This window comes from Actinosynnema sp. NPDC002837 (genome assembly GCF_040295345.1).
In the GTDB taxonomy this organism is placed as follows: domain Bacteria; phylum Actinomycetota; class Actinomycetes; order Mycobacteriales; family Pseudonocardiaceae; genus Actinosynnema.
This window is the reverse complement of the sequence record NZ_JBEOVG010000041.1, coordinates 17,572-33,534: the sequence shown is the minus strand read 5'-3', so window position 1 is coordinate 33,534 and position 15,963 is coordinate 17,572. Positions and strand designations below refer to the sequence as shown.

The 15,963-nt window shown below is 73.9% G+C and carries 16 protein-coding genes; 11 read left to right on the top strand and 5 right to left on the bottom strand.

Features of this window, described 5'->3' with window-relative positions; genetic code table 11:
• Window positions 1–3: 3 nt before the first annotated feature.
• The gene (locus tag ABTZ99_RS25535) at window positions 4–1,605 is read left to right on the top strand and encodes an ABC-F family ATP-binding cassette domain-containing protein (protein ID WP_499614596.1); all 1,602 of its coding nucleotides are present in this window, start codon (window positions 4–6) and stop codon (window positions 1,603–1,605) included.
• Window positions 1,606–1,677: 72 nt separating this feature from the next.
• On the opposite strand, the gene ABTZ99_RS25530 is transcribed toward ABTZ99_RS25535, so the two are convergent.
• Window positions 1,678–2,139, bottom strand: coding sequence for a DoxX family protein (locus tag ABTZ99_RS25530; RefSeq protein WP_499614594.1), 462 nt, complete (start codon window positions 2,137–2,139; stop codon window positions 1,678–1,680).
• Window positions 2,140–2,262: 123 nt separating this feature from the next.
• On the opposite strand from ABTZ99_RS25530, the gene ABTZ99_RS25525 reads away from it, so the two are divergent.
• The 3 genes from ABTZ99_RS25525 to ABTZ99_RS25515 all read left to right on the top strand — a co-directional run bounded on the left by ABTZ99_RS25525 (window position 2,263) and on the right by ABTZ99_RS25515 (window position 4,174).
• Entirely contained in the window at window positions 2,263–2,766 is a 504-nt protein-coding gene (locus ABTZ99_RS25525; protein WP_498777463.1) for a universal stress protein, read from the top strand.
• A gap of 71 nt (window positions 2,767–2,837) precedes the next feature.
• Window positions 2,838–3,191: a GntR family transcriptional regulator gene (locus ABTZ99_RS25520; RefSeq protein WP_498777461.1), complete on the top strand. Its 354-nt coding sequence runs from the start codon at window positions 2,838–2,840 to the stop codon at window positions 3,189–3,191.
• Entirely contained in the window at window positions 3,188–4,174 is a 987-nt protein-coding gene (locus ABTZ99_RS25515; protein ID WP_498777459.1) for a hypothetical protein, read from the top strand. The genes ABTZ99_RS25520 and ABTZ99_RS25515 overlap by 4 nt, the downstream gene beginning before the upstream one ends.
• Window positions 4,175–4,472: 298 nt before the next feature.
• On the opposite strand, the gene ABTZ99_RS25510 is transcribed toward ABTZ99_RS25515, so the two are convergent.
• From ABTZ99_RS25510 to ABTZ99_RS25500, 3 genes are read right to left on the bottom strand one after another with little or no spacing between them, the layout of a single operon-like run.
• Window positions 4,473–5,129, bottom strand: coding sequence for an ESX secretion-associated protein EspG (locus ABTZ99_RS25510; RefSeq protein ID WP_499614590.1), 657 nt, complete (start codon window positions 5,127–5,129; stop codon window positions 4,473–4,475).
• Window positions 5,129–6,334 carry a WXG100 family type VII secretion target gene (locus ABTZ99_RS25505; protein WP_499614587.1) on the bottom strand — a complete coding sequence of 402 codons (1,206 nt, stop codon included), beginning with the start codon at window positions 6,332–6,334 and terminating at the stop codon, window positions 5,129–5,131. The genes ABTZ99_RS25510 and ABTZ99_RS25505 overlap by 1 nt, the downstream gene beginning before the upstream one ends.
• Window positions 6,334–6,639 (bottom strand): hypothetical protein, encoded by a 306-nt coding sequence (locus ABTZ99_RS25500; protein ID WP_498777453.1) that lies wholly within the window; start codon window positions 6,637–6,639, stop codon window positions 6,334–6,336. The genes ABTZ99_RS25505 and ABTZ99_RS25500 overlap by 1 nt, the downstream gene beginning before the upstream one ends.
• Before the next feature lie 132 nt (window positions 6,640–6,771).
• Between ABTZ99_RS25500 and ABTZ99_RS25495 the strand changes: the two genes are divergently transcribed.
• Window positions 6,772–7,527, top strand: a complete 756-nt coding sequence (locus tag ABTZ99_RS25495) for an FHA domain-containing protein (protein ID WP_498777451.1) — start codon at window positions 6,772–6,774, stop codon at window positions 7,525–7,527.
• A gap of 109 nt (window positions 7,528–7,636) precedes the next feature.
• Entirely contained in the window at window positions 7,637–9,400 is a 1,764-nt protein-coding gene (locus tag ABTZ99_RS25490) for a serine/threonine-protein kinase (RefSeq protein WP_499614583.1), read from the top strand.
• A 69-nt stretch (window positions 9,401–9,469) separates the two neighbouring features.
• Here the strand turns inward: ABTZ99_RS25490 and ABTZ99_RS25485 are convergent, their stop codons facing one another.
• Window positions 9,470–10,990 (bottom strand): chondroitinase-B domain-containing protein, encoded by a 1,521-nt coding sequence (locus ABTZ99_RS25485; protein ID WP_499614581.1) that lies wholly within the window; start codon window positions 10,988–10,990, stop codon window positions 9,470–9,472.
• A gap of 386 nt (window positions 10,991–11,376) precedes the next feature.
• Here ABTZ99_RS25485 and ABTZ99_RS25480 point away from each other — a divergent pair, with 386 nt between their 5' ends.
• The 5 genes from ABTZ99_RS25480 (at window position 11,377) to ABTZ99_RS25460 (ending at window position 15,921) form a co-directional block, all read left to right on the top strand.
• Window positions 11,377–11,655 carry a hypothetical protein gene (locus tag ABTZ99_RS25480; RefSeq protein WP_498777444.1) on the top strand — a complete coding sequence of 93 codons (279 nt, stop codon included), beginning with the start codon at window positions 11,377–11,379 and terminating at the stop codon, window positions 11,653–11,655.
• Window positions 11,656–11,668: 13 nt separating this feature from the next.
• Window positions 11,669–13,465 (top strand): S8 family serine peptidase, encoded by a 1,797-nt coding sequence (locus ABTZ99_RS25475; RefSeq protein ID WP_499614578.1) that lies wholly within the window; start codon window positions 11,669–11,671, stop codon window positions 13,463–13,465.
• 91 nt (window positions 13,466–13,556) lie between these two features.
• A complete protein-coding gene (locus tag ABTZ99_RS25470) occupies window positions 13,557–13,952 on the top strand; it encodes a hypothetical protein (RefSeq protein ID WP_499614575.1) in 396 nt (131 codons plus the stop codon).
• A gap of 182 nt (window positions 13,953–14,134) precedes the next feature.
• Window positions 14,135–14,845: a ThuA domain-containing protein gene (locus ABTZ99_RS25465; RefSeq protein ID WP_498777438.1), complete on the top strand. Its 711-nt coding sequence runs from the start codon at window positions 14,135–14,137 to the stop codon at window positions 14,843–14,845.
• Window positions 14,815–15,921 carry a Gfo/Idh/MocA family protein gene (locus ABTZ99_RS25460; RefSeq protein ID WP_499614572.1) on the top strand — a complete coding sequence of 369 codons (1,107 nt, stop codon included), beginning with the start codon at window positions 14,815–14,817 and terminating at the stop codon, window positions 15,919–15,921. Before ABTZ99_RS25465 ends, ABTZ99_RS25460 begins: the two co-directional genes overlap by 31 nt.
• The last annotated feature ends 42 nt before the right edge of the window (window positions 15,922–15,963 follow it).

The window sequence follows — 15,963 nt, the reverse complement described above, 5'->3', positions numbered from 1 at the left end:
CCCATGTCATCCCAGCTCTCGCCCGCGCTCGTGCGCGCGGCGCACGTCCGCGCGTCCGACGTGCACCTCTCCTTCGGCGGACGGCCCGTGCTCGCCGGGGTCGACCTCGTCGCCGCCGCCGGTGACCGGGTCGCCGTGGTCGGCGAGAACGGCCGCGGCAAGACCTCCCTGCTCCGGGTGCTCGCCGGCGACCTGCCCGCCGATCGCGGCGACGTGCGCCGCGCTGGCTCGGTCGGCGTCGCCGACCAGCAGCTCCCGCTCGGACCCGCCGACACCGTCGGCGACCTGATCGACCTCGAACTGGCCGCCGTGCGCGGCGTCCTGGCCCGCCTGGAGCGCGCCACCGACGCGCTCGCCGACGGCCGTCCCGGCGCGGACGACGCCTACGCCGCCGCGCTCGCCGAGGCCGAGGCGCTCGACGCGTGGGACGCCGACCGGCGGGTCGAGGTCTCGCTGGCCGCGTTGGGCGCCGTGGACGACCGGACCCGACCGCTCGGCGCCCTGTCGGTCGGCCAGCGCCACCGCGTGCGGCTCGCGTGCCTGCTCGGCGCCGGGCGCGCCGTGCTGCTGCTGGACGAGCCGACCAACCACCTGGACGCGGGCGGGCTCGACCACCTCACGGAACGGCTGCGCGCCCACCCCGGCGTCGTCGTGCTGGTCAGCCACGACCGGGCGCTGCTCGCCGACGTGGCCACGACGGTGGTCGACCTCGACCCGTCCAGCGACGGCCGGCCGCGGGTGTACGGCGGCGGCTACACCGCCTACCTCGACGCCCGCCGCGCCGAGCGGGCCCGGTGGGAGGCGCTGCACGCCGAGCAGGTCGCCGAGCGACAGCGCCTGGCCGACGACCTGTCCGCGGCGCAGAACCGGCTGCGCGACAACTGGCGGCCCGGCAAGGGGCACGGCAAGCACAGCCGCGCGACCCGCGCGCCCGGCCTCGTGCGGGCCGTGCACCGACGGCAGGAGGAGCTGAACGCGCACGTGGTCGAGGTCCCGCCGCCGCCGGCCAGGTTCGCCATGCCGGAGTTGCCCGAGCACGAAGGAGCGACCCTCCTGCGCGCGGACGGCGTCACCGTGGCCGGGAGGCTCGACCACCCGGTCGACCTGGCGTTGGACTCGGGCGACCGGCTGGTGGTCACCGGGCCCAACGGCGCGGGCAAGTCGACGCTGCTGTCCGTGCTGGGCGGAGCCCTGGAGCCGACCACGGGGACGGTCACCCGGGCCGCGGCGGCGCGAATCGGGCGGTTGGGCCAGGAGTCCGACCCGCACGGTCGGCGCACGGCCGCGGAGCTGTACGACGAACGGCTCGCGCGCTCGGGCGTGCCGGGGCCGGGTCTGGCCGAGTTGGGCCTGCTCGACGGCTACGACCGGCGTCGACCGGTGGACGAGCTGTCGGTCGGCGCGCGGCGGCGGCTCGACCTGGCGCTGGTGCTGGCGGCCCGCCCGCACGTGGTGCTGCTGGACGAGCCGACCAACCACCTCTCGGCCGCGCTGGTCGACGAGCTGACCGCCGCGCTCGGCGCCACCCCGGCCGCGGTGGTGATCGCGACGCACGACCGGCAGCTGTTGCGCGACACGGGATCGTGGCCACGACTGGCCGTGTGAGCGGTCGGAGGAGGACCGGTTCCGGCGGCGGGCGACCGTCGCCGGAACCGGTGACTCCACGACGCGGTGGTGTCAGGTGTCCGCGGCACGACGGCGCAGCACGGCGTCCAGCGACCAGCGGCCCGGTCCCACGACGAGCAGGAACGCCAAGCCGAGCAGCATCGCCCAGTCGGTGCGCGACTCGTGCGCCAGGTCCCAGAGACCGTCCGCCTTGGGTTTGTCGGCCGAGCCGCCCCAGAGGATGGGCACCTTCGTCAACGCCAGCGCCAGCACCATGTTCACCAGCATCGGCAACGCGGCCAGGCGGGTGAGCAGACCGACCAGCAACAACGCTCCGCAGGCCGTTTCCGCGACGGCGGACAGCGGGCCGAAGAACTCCGGCGCCGGGATCCCGATCGTCGCGAACCGCCCGGCGGCCTGCTCGTCCGGGTACCGGAACTTGCCGATGCCCTCGGACAGGAACACCGCGCCGACCGCCAGCCGGATCAGGATCACCGCGGCGGGCCCGTCCGCCTTCAGCCATGCGGTCTTCACGCGCGTTCACCCCCACGCGATCCGTGCGACGTCGGATCACGGTAGCGCACGGTGCCGTGCCGCCGGGACGTTCCGCGACGGCTCCAGGCTGCGATCGCGGGCGGCCGGCGCGATCGTGGTGTGGTGAGTGCGAAGGACCCCGACGAACGCCGGCTGACGCTGCCCGCCGTCCGTTCCGACGAGCGCGGCGCGGCGCCGGTGCTGGTGGTCGGCTTCGACGGTCGAGCGGCGAGCCTGGCCGCGTTGCGCACGGCGGCGGACCTCGCGCGTCGCCTGGGCGCGGACCTGCACGTGGTGCACGGCGTGGACGTGCGCGACTACCCGGTCGACCCCGACGTCGCGGTCGAGGTCTGGGAGGGCCACGCGCGCGAGGCGCTCGAACACCTGCACGTCCAGGTCCGCGCGGCGCTGGCCGACCACCCCGGGAACTGGACCTACCACGCGTCGGACGGCGACCCGGTGCGGCTGCTGGTGACCGTGGCCGAGGAGCAGGACGCCCTGATGGTCGTGGTGGGGACGCACCGGCACCGGTCGCTGAGCCGGGTGATGCGCCGCTCGGTCAGCCACCACCTGCCCAAGGCCGCCCACCGGCCCGTGCTGCTGGTCGCCGACCCCGCCGATCGCTGACCTGCGCCGTCCTGCCGGGATGGACGTGGAGCCGGTTGACGAATCACGACTTGTTCTATAAGAATTAGAACATGCTCTTCCGGGTCGACCCCACCAGCAGCACCCCGCTGGGAGACCAGATCGCGGCCTGCGTGCGAAACGCCCTGATCAGCGCCACCCTGAGCCCGGGCGAGCGGCTGCCGCCCGCCCGGGAGCTCGCGTCCTCGCTCGGGGTGAACATGCACACCGTGCTGCGGGCCTACGCGACCCTCCGGGACGAAGGGCTGATCGAACTGCGACGAGGGCGCGGCGCGGTCGTCACCTCGGCCGCGACCGAGGAGCGGGCACGGCTGGCCGACGCGGTGCGGGAGGTCGCGGCGGCGGCCCGGCGGATCGGCATGGACGCCGACGAGGTCGTCGTCCTGATCAGGAAGGCGTTCACATGAGCCAGGTGCTGCGGTGGCTGACCGGCCTCGTCCTCTTGCCCGGCGCGGTGCTGGGCACCACCGCCTTGCTGGTGTCGGGCTGGGTCGGCAGACTGCCGGAACGGATTCCCAACAAGGGCGGGGGCGGGCGGCCGGTGCTCAGCACGCTGGCCACCGAGCCCTTGATCACCGTCGGGCTGGGTGCGATCGCCGGGCTGTGGCTGCTGGGCGTGGTGGTGTTCTTCCTGGCCAGGCTGCTGCCCGCGCCGGCCGTGCACTGGGCGCGCGCCGTGACGCAGCTCGTGGTGGCGGTGCTGGTCACCGCGTTGTGCGGCGCCCTGGTCCTCGTCCTGGTCCCGGCCTTGGACGCGCGCGGCCCCGAGGACGTGGGGACGCCGCCGGTGCCCCTCGCGGTCGGGCTGCCGGTGGCGGTGCTGGTGGTCGGCGCGCTCGCCTTCGCGGTGGCCGGGCGGCGTTCCTCGGGACTGCCCCTGGCCGGTTCGCCACCCGCGGACGTCGTCCGGATCCCGTTGGCCGACGGGGAGCGGGTGTTGTGGAGCGAGCAGCGCGTGCTGCGCTTCGTGGTCTGGGCCGCCGCCGCGCAGGCGCTGATCGGGGTGGTCATGGTGGTGGTGTTCGGGCTGTGGCTGGGTGTCGAGTTCGCGCCGGTCGGCCTGGTCGCCGTGCTCACCGCCGCGGTGACGCTGGCGGGCAGCCGGTACCGGCTGGCGGTGGACGAGCACGCGGTGCGCGTGGCCATCGGGCTGTTCCGGCGCGAGTTCCCCCTGACGGCCGTCGAGCACGCCACGAGTTCCCCGCTGTCCACCGACGACTGGCTGGTGGCCGGCGTGCTCCACGGCTACGGCACCATGATGGCCCCCGCCCCGGGCCCGGCCGTGCGACTGGTGTTCGCCGACGGCAGCAGGTTCACGGTGGGCAGCGAGGACGCCGACACCCTGGCCGCCCTGATCAACGGCCTGCGTCACCGCCGGCACCCGGCCTAGCCTCGACTTCGCCACCCGATCGTGTGACATCGGCGAACGGGCCGTTCGCGGAAAGGCCACGGCCGCAGGCCTTCCGTCCCGCCGGGATCGACGCTCTGCACGCGAGGTGGTCGTCGAGCCGGAGGCCGGGTGCCGTCGCGCGGCGGGCGGCCGGGATCGCCCGCGCGCACCCAGGCCGTCCGCGGCTCGCGGACTTCCAGCCCGTGTCACCCGGCGGGCCGGGGTGGGACCGGCCCGGACGAGGTGGACGACTCGCCGGCGGCTCGGCGTCCGCCGGCCCGCTGCGTCGCGGTCCCGGTCAGTCGCCGATCCGGCGGAGCCACTCCCTGATGATCGGCCGTGTGGCGGGCGTGGCGTGCACCCAGCCCTGGCCGCGGGCGTCGGTGTAGCGGACGACCAGCCAGCGGCCGTCCGGGCAGTCGAGCGTGGTGATGAACGACTCCGAGCGCCGGCGTCGCCCGTACCGGTCGCGGGTGGCCGCGAAGAGCTTCGCGACGCCGGCGCGCGGGCGCTGCATCAGCTCGACCAGCGGCCGTGACGTCGACGCCTCCTCGGCGCGGGCATTGATCGACGAACCCCGGCCGGCCCGCAGCTCCGGCAGGCACGACACCAGCCGGTCCGACGGGTCGCCGCGCAGCGCGTCGATCCGCACGTGACCGTTGTCCCGCAACGCGAAGACGCCGTGCCGCCCGGCCGTGGCGACGACGACCGGCAGGGTGACCTCGCGGTTGAACGCGATCCAGCCGAAGCACTCGAAGTCCGCGAACGCGAGCAGCCGCAACGCCTCCAGCGCTTCGTCGACCCGCACGCCGTCGCGGTACAGCGCCTGCTCGACCTCCAGGGTGTTGGCCTCGGCGGGCGGCACGTGCAGCACGGTGTGGTGCTCGCCGATGTCGTCGTGGTGCCACAGCACGTCGAACTCCGCGTCGGACAGGACCACCGGTTCGCGCAGCATCAGTCCTCCCCGATCACGGGCGTCACGCTGTCGGGCATCGGGCCGACGAGCGCGTCCGCGTCCTCCTCGAGGTACACGGTGCGCTGGTGCTCCCGGTCGTCTTCCTCGCGCGCGTACGGGGCGTGCGGCGCGAAGCCGCCCATCCCCGCCATCCCGACCTTGCCGGCCGCGCCGCGGGCGCCGGCCCCCGCGGGGACGTTGGGCGGCGGCGTCCTGCCGAGCACGCCGGAGCGGTCGCCCGCGTCGAGGGCGCCGCGCTGTCCCCTGGTGCCGGTGGGGTCGGCGATGCCGATCCCGCCCGGGAGCACCGGCGCGCCACCGGCCAGGTGGTCGCCCTTCGGGAGGTTCGACGTGTGCGCGGTGTCGTGGGCGGACGGCGGGCGTGACGCGATCGGCACGCCGCCCGGCACACCGGCGGACCAGTCGGCGACCGCCGTCCGGTCACCCGGCGGCAACGGCGCGGTGGGCCGCTGGACGGTGGGCGCCCGACCGCCGAGGTCCCCGTCGCCACCGCCGGCCTCGCTGGCCGACGTCCGGCCGCCGCCACCGCCACCGCCCACCGAGGGCGGCGCGGAGGTCCGGTCACCGCCGGCCGTTCCCGCCGACGACGGCGACGTGCCGCCCGCGTCGCCGACCTGTGGAGGTGCGGAGGTCGCCGACCGCACAGTGGGGCCGCCCGCGGCCTGCACGGCGGTGTCCGCACCCGCGACGCCCGCGGCCTGGGGCGTCTGCGGCAGCATCGCCTGGTTCTGGCCCGTCGCCGTGGCGTACTCGGCGTAGACGCGGCGGTTGTTCGCGTCGGCCTTGAACCACTCCTTGCGCGCGAGCTCGTTATCGGTGTCCCACGGCGTGATCTCGTCGAAGAGGGTCAGCTCCGGCGGGTGCTCCGTCGCCATCGGCATCACCACTTGCCGGAGCCGGCTGTAGCTCTGCGCCTGGGTCCGCAACGAGGCGTCGGCCTGGTGCAGCGTCTCCTGCGCGCGCTGGAGGGCCTCCTCGATCGGCCGCACGGCCTGCGCCGCCCGGTCCGACGCCTTGCCCTGCCAGGTGGTCTGCATCTCGGAGGTGAGCCGGCGCAGTTCGTCGCCGAGGGCCTGGATGCGGGTGCCCGCGTCCTTCGACACGTCCGCCGCCTGGTTCAGCCCATCGGGGCCCGCGCCCTGGGACACCATCTGGTAGATCTGGTAGCCGTTGAGTTCCGCCATCACCCGGTCACCGCCCAGCGTCCTTCGTTGCCCTGTTCGGTCTTCGCGTACTGCTCGACCGAGGCCTTCAGCTCCTCGATCCGCGCCTGCAGGTCCCGCTCGATCGCCGAGACCGAGTCGAGGTGCGCCTGGCCCGCCTGGCAGGCGGCGGTGATGAAGGAGGTGGTCGCCGGGTCCTCCATCGGGGGTGGGATCTGCGCGAGCAACCGGCTCTGCCGGTTGGTCGCGGTCAGCTCGTCACGCACCTTGCCGTGCCTGCCGACCACTGCGTGGAGGGTGTCGATGGTCACTTCGAAATCGCCCATGAGCGCAGCGTGGCGAACGCGGTCGGGGACCCCTCCCCGTCGGTCGCGGCGGACGGCGAGGTGTCCCTCCCGTGGTCGGGAGGGGTCCCGGGGCGTTGCGGGGACACTGCGCGGCAACAGGAGGAGGCCGGCATGAACAGCGAGAGCCTGGCGCGCGACGTGCCGCGCGCCGCGCCGGGAGCCGTCGTCGCCCTGGCGCTGAGCGGGAAGATCAGCGTCAGCCCGGTCGAGGGGCGCCGGGTGCGGTTCGGCCGCAACCGGCCGGACGTCGACCTGTGCGTCGGCGAGACCGACCCGCGGGTCAGCCGCCTGCACGGCCTCCTGACCCGGCACGCCGGCCGGTGGTGGGTCACCAACACCGGGCGGCTGCCCATCCGCCTGCCCAAGACCCGGTGGCTGTTCCGCGACGAGGACCCGGTGCCGCTGGCCGACGGCTACACGCCGCTGTTCATCCGCGGCTCCCACGACCGCGAGCACCTGCTCGAGCTGTACGTCGCGGGCGAGGACGGCAGCCACCCGGCGACCCGCCACGCCGCCGTGACCCAGCCGCCCAAGCGGTGGCGGCTCACGCCGGACGAGCACCTGCTGCTGGTCGTGCTGGGGCAGCGCTACCTGCTGCACGAGGCCAACCCGCAGCCGGTGTCGCGTCAGCACGTCGCCCAGGTCCTCGACGAGCTCCAGCCGGACGCCGGGTGGAGCGTCAAGCGGGTCGAGCACATGGTCGCCGACGTCCGGGCCAGGCTGTCCGCGGCGGGTGTGCACGGCCTGCTGCGCGAGGAGGTCGGCGAGCCGGTCGGCAACGCGCTCAACGACAACCTGCTGCGCGAGCTCGTCCTGTCGACCACGCTCGTGCCGCCGGACCTGGCGGTGCTGGACTCCCTGTCCTGACGTCCGGTGGCCGCCTTTCGGGTGAAAGTCCGGCCTGACGGCCGGTTCACCCGCGTCGGCCGGACGAAGCTCATGACGGCGTCCCAACGTGGTCCCTACACTACGCACCGTGCGCACGGGGGATGTGGTCGGCGGGCGGTACGAGCTGGAGGACGCCCGCGGCTCCGGATCCGGTGGTGTCGTCTGGGGCGCGTTCGACCGGAAGCTGAAGCGGCGGGTGGCGCTCAAGCGCCCCCACGCGGCGGCGGACCGGACCGATCGGACCCGGTTCCGCCGGGAGGCCGAGACCGCCGCGCAGGTGCAGCACCCGAACGCCGTCTCGATCTTCGACACCGTCGACGCCGACGACTGCTGGCTCGTCATGGAGTACCTGCCGGCGGAAAGCCTCGACAAGACGCTGGCGAAGGGTCCGCTGCCGCCCGAGCGGGTGGCGCGGATCGGTGTGCAGATCGCGGGCGCGCTGGCCGCCGTGCACGCGAAGAACATCGTGCACCGCGACGTGAAGCCGGGCAACGTCCTGGTCACCGACGACGACCTGGCCAAGCTGACCGACTTCGGCATCTCCATCTGGCGTGACGTGACCCGCACCGACGACGGCAGGGTCACCGGCACGCCCGCGTACACCTCGCCCGAGGTGGCCGGCGGCCACCCCGCGAGCCGTGCCTCGGACGTCTTCTCCCTCGGCGCCACGCTGTTCGCCGCGGTCGAGGGCACGCCGCCGTTCGGCAACGGCGAGCCGCACGAGGTGCTGAAGCGCGCGCGGCGCGGCGAGACGCTGCCGATGCGCCAGGCGGGTCCGCTCGCCCCGCTGATGGCGGAGATGCTGCGACCGCGGCCCGACCAGAGACCTACCGCCGACGAGGTCCGATTACGGCTCAAGGACGTCGTCGGCGACTGGGAGCCGCCACCGGCGCCGGTCGAACGCCCGATCCGGGCCGCGGCACGGCGCCGTCCGTCACTCCGGGCCGTCGCCGGGCTCGCGTTCGTCCTGGCGCTCAGCGCGATCGTGTTCACCTGGCAGTACCAGGCGCCGGCGGCGCAGCAGCCGCCCGCGGCCGGCGGTCTCGTCGGCGACGAGCGCTCCGCCGACCCCTGCGCGTTGATGGACGAGGAGGCGCTGCGCCGGTTCGGCCCGACGCTGCTGTTCACCACCTACGGCAACTTCAACCGCTGCGACGTGGTGGTCGACATCGGCGCGAAGGCGTCGGTGGACGTCGAGGTCCAGCTCATCACGCGCGCGTCGCGCACGGTCCAGGGGAAGCCGTTCGAGGTCCTCGAAGGCCCCTTGCAGAGCGGCGAGTGCGACCGCACCGTGGTGGTGGACGACGTCTACGCCGTCCGGGTGGCGGCGAAGCTGCCGAACCCGCCGCTGGACCTCTGCGTCGTGGCCCGGGTCGCGACGGACACCGTGCTGGAGGTGCTCCGGAGCGGTCCGATCCCCCGGCGGACCACCCCGTTCCCCGTCGGCTCGCTCGCCCACGCCGACGCCTGTCGGGTGCTGGACGACGAGACGCTCACCGAGGTGGCCGCGGTCGACGCCGACACGGCCGTGAACGTGTTCGGGAACTGGGCGTGCAAGTGGTTCAGCACGGTCGGCGGACCAGGCATCAACCTGCGCTTCGACCAGCACCCGGCGCAGAAGCTGATCGAGGGCGAACTGGTCGATCTCGGCGGTCAGCCCGGGTACGTCAAGGTGGACGCCGATGCGAGCACGAGCTGCACCGTCAGGGTTCCCCACCAGCCGCCGGACGTGCCGCAGCCGGCGCACATCGGCGTGGTGGTGCTGACCGTGACGGGTGACCGGGCGGGCGCCGAGTACTGCGCCCGCGCCATGCGCCTGGCGGAGGTTGCCGCCGCGAGGCTGCCCCCCTGACCGCGCCGGGGTCGACGGGCCGGACCGCACCCGCCGACCCCGGTGTCGAACGTCGTCGTGCGGGCCGCCCTACCGGGCGTGCGGGCCGACGTCCCACGCGCGGAGCGGTCCTCGGACGACCGCGGCGGTCGACCTCTCGTCCGCGCCGACGTCGGTGACCCCGACCCGCGGCTGGCCGTCCATGTCGTCGGTGACGAACGCGTGGCCGCCCGTGCCGGCGTCGATCGCCGGGCTGCCCGCGCCGATGCGGTGCACGGGTCCTTCGCGCCGCAGCAGCGGGTCGACCGGGCGGATCGCCTCGGCGGGCACACTGACACCGACGGTCGCGGTTCCGGTCGCCCATGCGACGTTCCCGGCGTAGGTCAGGTTCACGGGCGTCTTGAGCTCGTTGAACAGCTTGCCCCGCGCCCCGGTCACGATGTTGTCGGCGATGGTGGAGTCGACCGGGGGGAACGTGTAGTTGGCGCCGATCTCGATGTTCGACGTGTTGTCCACGAAGGTGTTGTTCACGACGACCGCCCGGTAGACGCGCCAGTGCGCGTTCAACGCGCCCGAGGTGTCCACGTCGCCGCCGTCGAGCTGGAGCGCGGCGTCGTAGCCGGATCCGGTCAGACCCTCGAAGTGGTTGTTGTAGACCTTGTGGTCCTCGCCGTAGAGCCGGATCCCGCCGGTTCCCTCCTTGCCCTCGCCGAGGAAGAAGTTGCCGTGCAGGGAGCCGCGGTTGCCGTGGCGGTGCGATAGCGTCCCCTGCGAGGACCGGAAGGTGTTGTAGCGCACGGTGTTGTCGTTGCTCTTCACGGAGATGATCTCCGGGTCGCCGTCGCAGTCCTCGAACAGGTTGGACTCGGCCACGGTGAACCCGCTGGAGCGGGAGATCGTGCTCCGGCCGACCCGGATGGCCTCCATCTCGTTGACCGCGCGCGGGCCGATGTCGCGGAAGTGGTTGTGGTCGATGCGGTCGTGCCGCGACTGCTCGGTCTCCGAGCCCTCGATGGTGATGAAGTTGCCCAGTTGGCGCTTCTGCTCGAACAGGTTGTGGTCGATCCGGTTGTGGTGGCTGTTCTCGCCGTCGACGAGCACCCAGTTCGTCTTCGCGTCCTCGGTGAGCCGGAAGTGGTTGCGGGTCAACCGCACGTGGTGGGAGCCGGTGATCCGCAAGGTCGAGCGGTTGGTCCACCGGAAGCCCTCGAAGGTCACGTGCGAGGAGCCCGCCACCTCCAGCTGCCCGTCGTCCACCACCACCCCGCCGCGGTGGGCGGCCACGACGGTGATGGGCTTGGCCGCGGTGCCGTGCTTGCCGGTCATCGCGCCGATCGAGTACCGGCCGTCGGCGACCACGATCCGGTCACCGGCGCGGGCGTCGGCGAGGGCGTCGCGCAGTCGGGTCGAGTCCGTGACGTGGACGACGCGGTCGACGCCGTGGTCGCCGTCGACCGCGTCGGGCGGCATGTTCCCGGCGTCCGAGGCGCCGGCGATCGGCAGCGGCGAGGCCGCCCCCGACGTGCTGGGCCGCGACACGGCGGAGACGCCCGCCACGAGCAGCACCGCCACGAGCAGCACCGCCAGGAGCACACCAACAGTCCGTGACATCGGGATCCTCGCTCTTGACCGGGGAAACGACATCCGAACAGCATGTCCGACCACCTCCGGGACCAGTCCCGACGACCGCGACCCGGCACGGTCACGCGTCGGCACGGGATCGGGTGGCCGGGGCACGCTGATCACGCGGTGGTCCCGCGGCCCCCGTGGTCGAGGTCGTGCAGTCGGCGTTCGACGCGGGCGGTGTCGGTGGCGCGTCCCTGGTCGCGGTAGACGGTCAGCGCCTCCTGCCAGGCCGCGCGGGCCTCGGCGGGTTCTCCTGGCGCCGCATGGGACGGGCCGCGGTGCCACCACCATCGCCCATTCGGGTGCTAACGCCCGCTCCGAACGGCCGATACCACCGGTAGAGGTGCACGCGGGGAGGTAGCGTCGCCGACGTGGAGCCCAGGCGCGGGGTCGTCACCCCGGAACTGGAGCGGTGGAGCCGGGACGCCGAGGACGGCGACCGGCGGACCGCCCTGGTTCGGCTGCGCGGCGGAGCGGAGGTCGGGCAGGCGACCGAACGGCTGACGTCGCTCGGCATGGAGGTCACCAGCACCGGTCCCGGCTCCGTCATCGGCACCGTCTCACCCCCCGCGCTGCGCCGGATCGCTCAGGAGACCTGGGTGCTCGCCGTCGAAGGGCCCCGAACCCTCAGGTCGCTGCGGCACGACTGAAGGGGTGGGGGCAGTGGAACCCAGACGTGACACGGTTCTGGACGCGCGGTTGCGCAGGGCGGCGGCGTTCGCGGACCTGGACCTGCCGCCGGGTGCGAGCATCGGGGCACGAGCGCTCGCCGTGGGAGGACGGGCCACCGACCCGCGCCGGACGACGGTGAAGCTGCTGGTCCGGTCTGCGGAGTCGAAGGTGGTCGAGGGCTGGCTGGCGAAGGTGGGCGGCCACGTGGTGTCCGCGCCGCCGGACCCGGCCTCGTCCGGCCAGGTGGTGGTGCTGGCGGTCGTCCCGGTCGCCGCGCTGTCCTCACTGGACGGGCAGCCCTGGCTGCTGCGCGCCGAGGCGCCGAAGGAGATGTTCACCCGCATGGACCGGGCGCGCGGCCCGGTGACCGGCGTGGACGCGCTCCAGGCCGCGCACGGCGACCTCACCGGCGCCGGTGTGCTGGTGGCGGTGGTGGACACCGGGATCGACTGGGCGCACCCGGACTTCCGCCACGACGACGGCACCACCCGCCTGGAGCGGTTCGTGCACGCCCACGTCCGCGAGGGCTCGGACGAGTCCACGTTCGCCGTGTTCGACGCGACCGCGATCAACAAGGCGCTCAACGGCGGTCCGCCCATCCCGACCGGCGACCCGGGCGGCCACGGCACGCACTGCGCGTCCATCGCGGCCGGCAACGGGCGCGGCACGTCCGACCGCAGGTTCCGCGGCGTGGCGCCCAAGGCGTCGCTGATGGGCGTGCGCGCCGAACCGCTGCTGGACGTGCACGTCATCGAGGGCATCCGCCAGGCGTTCGACCTGGCCGGCGACCGCCCGGCGGTGGTGAGCCTGAGCCTGGGCGGCCACTTCGGCGCCCACGACGGCACGTCCGCGATCGAGAACGAGATCGCGCGCTCCACCGGGCCGGGCCGGATCGTGGTCGCGGCGGCCGGCAACGAGGGCGACGACGGCGTGCACGCCCAAGGCCGCCTGGTCGTCGGCGAGGAGCTGTCGTTCACCGTGCGGGTGCCCGACACCGGCCTCGTGTTCTGCGACGTGTGGATCCCGCGCGGCGACCAGGTGGACGTGTTCGTGGAAACGCCCAGCGGGACCAGGTTCGAGCCCAACACCGGCGAGACGTCCACCCCGGACGGCGTCTTCGTCGCGGACTTCGTGGAGAACCCGGTCAACCACGAGCAGAACCTGACCTTCCTGATGATCGACGGCACGGTCGACGAGCGCTGGACCATCCGCATCACACCGCTCTCCGTGGCGCACGGTGAGGTCCACGCGTGGGCCGGCTCGGTGGACGGCGGTCGGCTGATGTTCCCCGGCGCGCCCTTGGAGGGCTACTCGATCGGCATGCCCGCGACCGAGGAGCGGGTGGTCGCGGTGGGTTCCCTCACGTCCCGCAACAAGTTCGAGGGGCCGCAGGGCGACTCGACCCTGCCGGGCCTCGTGGTGGACACCCTGTCGTCGTTCTCCAGCCAGGGGCCCACGCGCATCGGCGTGCAGAAGCCGGACGTCGTCGCGCCCGGCCAGGTCGTGACGGCGGCCTTGTCGGCGGGCTCGGAGATGGCCACGTCGCCCCGGTTGGCGGCGCGGCGGCACCCGTCGGGCAAGTACGTCACCATCCAGGGCACCAGCATGGCGACGCCCTTCGTCGCCGGCGTCGTGGCCCTGATGCTGCAACGGGAACCGAGGTTGACGCCGGAGGAAGTCCAGCAGCGCCTGCGCATCACGGCCCGGCGGGACGCCACGACGGGTCCGGTCTGGAACCCGCGCTACGGCTGGGGGAAGCTGGACGCCGAGGCCCTCTTCCGCCCCTGACCCACACCTCCCGGCGACGTGCGAGCACCGCGGTCGACCCATCGCCCCGGCGATCGACTAAACTCATCGCACGTTGAATTGAGAGGGTGCCATGAACTTCGCCAGGCTGCTCGTCGCCCACGGCATCGTCACGCTGGCCGCCGGGATCGTCCTGGTCGTCGCGCCCGCCGCCATCCCGGCCGCGGTCGACGTCCGGGTGCCCGGCGACGCGTTCCTGGTCCCGTACCTGCTGGGCGCGGCGGAGGTCGCGATCGCGGTCCTCTCGTTCGGCGCCAGTCGGCTCACCGACACCCGGGCGCTGCGCCTGGTCGCCGTCACCTTGATCGTGTTCCACCTGACGACGGCGGCCGTCGAGGCGTACGCGTTCTTCCAGGACCGGGCCGCCGCAGGGGTGTGGGTCAACGTCGGCGTGCGCCTGGCCGTGTCGGCGCTCCTCGCCGTCCAGTCGCCGCCGGTTGTGGCGGGAACTCGCCACGTGGTCGGGTAGTGCCTGGTCAGGGCCCCGGTAGCCGGCGCACGACGTCGTGCCGGACCGCCCTGCGCGCAGCCTGGTGTCGACATCCGGGTGGGGATCACGGATACGATCAAGTCAGGTGGGCCGAGTCCGGTGCCGACCCGTCGCCGCCGCGGACCTCGGCGGCGTCGAAGAGCGGTTTCCCGGGGGTGGGCGTGAGACAGCCGAAGGCGCTCGTGGTCCGTGGCGGGTGGGAGGGTCACCGGCCGGTCGAGGCGACCGGGTTGTTCATCCCGTTCCTGGAGCGCGAGGGCTACGCCGTGCGGGTCGAGGAGTCGACCGGGGTGTACGCCGACGCCGCCGGGATGGCCGACACCGACCTGGTCGTGCAGTGCGTGACGATGTCGCAGATCACCGGCGAGGAGGTGGCCGGGCTGCGGGCGGCGGTCGAGGCGGGCACCGGTTTCACCGGCTGGCACGGTGGCATCGCGGACTCGTTCCGCGCCTCGTCGGACTACCTGCACCTGGTGGGCGGCCAGTTCGCGACGCACCCCGGCAAGCCGCCGGCCGAGCGCGTGGGCGGGCAGGAGGACAACTACCTGCCGCACACCGTCGCCATCACCGCCCTCGGCCGCGAGCACCCGATCACCGCGGGCATCGAGGACTTCGAGCTGGTCACCGAGCAGTACTGGGTGCTGCACGACGACCTGATCGACGTGCTGGCCACCACGACCCACCCCGCGCCGGCGTGGCAGCCGTGGCACCGGCCGGTCACCTGTCCGGCGATCTGGACCCGCCGGTGGGGCGCCGGGCGGATCGTGGTGACGACCCCGGGGCACAGCCTGGACGTGTTGGAGCACCCCGACGTCCGCACCGTCATCGAGAGGGGGATGCTGTGGGCGACCCGCACCGCGTCGGCATCGTAGGTCTCGGGGTCATCTCCCGCGCGTACCTGGACACGCTCGCCACCCACCCCGCCGTGCGCATCACCGCGGTCGCCGACCTCGACGCCGAACGGTCGGCCGCGGTCGCCGCCGGGCTGCCGGGCGCCGAGGCGGTGGGCGTCGAGGACCTGCTCGACGGGTCGGACGTCGACACCGTGCTCAACCTCACCACGCCCGCGGCCCACGCCGGGATCGCGCTGCGCGCCATCGACGCGGGCAAGAACGTGTTCGGCGAGAAGCCCCTCGCCGTGACGTTCGCGGACGGCCGGACGATCATCGACCGCGCCGCCGCGGCCGGTGTCCGGGTGGGCTGCGCGCCGGACACCGTTCTCGGCACGGGCACGCAGACCGCGCGTGCGGCGATCGACCGCGGGCTCATCGGCCGCCCGCTGTCCGCGTCGGCCGTGATGGTCACGCCGGGGCACGAGCGCTGGCACCCCAACCCCGACTTCTACTACACCGCGGGCGGCGGTCCCCTGCTGGACATGGGTCCGTACTACATCGCCGCGCTGGTCCACCTGCTCGGCCCGGTGCGCGCGGTGATCGGCGCGGCGGGCCGCCTGCGCGACGAGCGCGTCATCGGGTCCGGACCGCGGACGGGTCAGCGGATCCCGGTCGAGGTCGCCAGCCACGTCTCCGGCGTGCTCGAACACGTCGGCGGCGCGCTCTCCACCATCACGACGAGCTTCGACGGCGTGGCCACCACCGCCGTGCCGATCGAGGTGCACGGCGAGACCGGCACCCTCGCGGTGCCGGACCCCAACCACTTCGACGGCGAGACCCGGCTCTTCGCGCTGGGCGGCACCGAGTGGCGGGCACTGCCCCCGAGCGCGGGCTACGCCGGGGCCGGCCGCGGCATCGGCCTGCTCGACCTCGTGACGGCCGGTGGACAACGACTCCCGCGCGCGGGTGGGGACCTCGCCTTGCACGTGCTCGAAACCATGACCGCCGTGCTGCGCGCGGCGGAAGAAGGACGGCGGATCGAGCTGACGACCACGGTCGAGCGACCGGCACCGGTCCCGCTCACGCCCGCGGCGGAGTGGTCCGCCAACCGCTGACGCGGGCGAACCCGGCTGCGAACCGCTCCCGCGCCGGGTGCG

Excerpts from the sequence above, each read along its gene's own strand:
- ABTZ99_RS25495 (WP_498777451.1), top strand. The coding sequence starts at position 6,772 with ATGAACAGCGAGAGCCTGGCGCGCGACGTGCCGCGCGCCGCGCCGGGA.
- ABTZ99_RS25500 (WP_498777453.1), bottom strand. The coding sequence starts at position 6,639 with ATGGGCGATTTCGAAGTGACCATCGACACCCTCCACGCAGTGGTCGGC.
- ABTZ99_RS25470 (WP_499614575.1), top strand. The coding sequence starts at position 13,557 with ATGAACTTCGCCAGGCTGCTCGTCGCCCACGGCATCGTCACGCTGGCC.
- ABTZ99_RS25515 (WP_498777459.1), top strand. The coding sequence starts at position 3,188 with ATGAGCCAGGTGCTGCGGTGGCTGACCGGCCTCGTCCTCTTGCCCGGC.
- ABTZ99_RS25510 (WP_499614590.1), bottom strand. The coding sequence starts at position 5,129 with ATGCTGCGCGAACCGGTGGTCCTGTCCGACGCGGAGTTCGACGTGCTG.
- ABTZ99_RS25520 (WP_498777461.1), top strand. The coding sequence starts at position 2,838 with ATGCTCTTCCGGGTCGACCCCACCAGCAGCACCCCGCTGGGAGACCAG.
- ABTZ99_RS25505 (WP_499614587.1), bottom strand. The coding sequence starts at position 6,334 with ATGGCGGAACTCAACGGCTACCAGATCTACCAGATGGTGTCCCAGGGC.
- ABTZ99_RS25485 (WP_499614581.1), bottom strand. The coding sequence starts at position 10,990 with ATGTCACGGACTGTTGGTGTGCTCCTGGCGGTGCTGCTCGTGGCGGTG.
- ABTZ99_RS25535 (WP_499614596.1), top strand. The coding sequence starts at position 4 with ATGTCATCCCAGCTCTCGCCCGCGCTCGTGCGCGCGGCGCACGTCCGC.